This is a genomic window from Halomonas sp. SIMBA_159 (assembly GCF_046536035.1).
Lineage (GTDB): Bacteria > Pseudomonadota > Gammaproteobacteria > Pseudomonadales > Halomonadaceae > Vreelandella > Vreelandella venusta_A.
Genome location: NZ_JAWJBT010001568.1, coordinates 1 through 237 on the forward strand (window position 1 = coordinate 1; position 237 = coordinate 237).

Annotated in this window: 1 protein-coding gene; it reads left to right on the forward strand. The window is 46.0% G+C overall.

All coding sequences use genetic code 11. The annotated features are described in order from the left end of the window. Window positions 1-56: 56 nt before the first annotated feature. On the forward strand, window positions 57-237 hold a 181-nt coding region (locus tag R0J87_RS24510; RefSeq protein WP_498889646.1), incomplete at its 3' end, for a hypothetical protein.

A 237-nucleotide genomic window follows, 5' to 3' on the forward strand; every position in this document is an offset into this window, starting at 1 on the left:
GGCCCGATCCATACGAAATCATATGTACGTTTCGGCCTGAAAGAAAATGGCTTGTTGTGTGTGATGACGCATATACCATTGGTCAGGAGCAGGGGAAAACGGGTGGAACTTTTACAATCACGCTTACGGCCATTGAAGGGTGTTCACAGTCGGTGCATGATAGCCGATCACCACAGGAATTGCAAAGTGAGAGATTCATGGGAAGAAATTTTGAACGTTATAGAGAGCAGCCTTTTC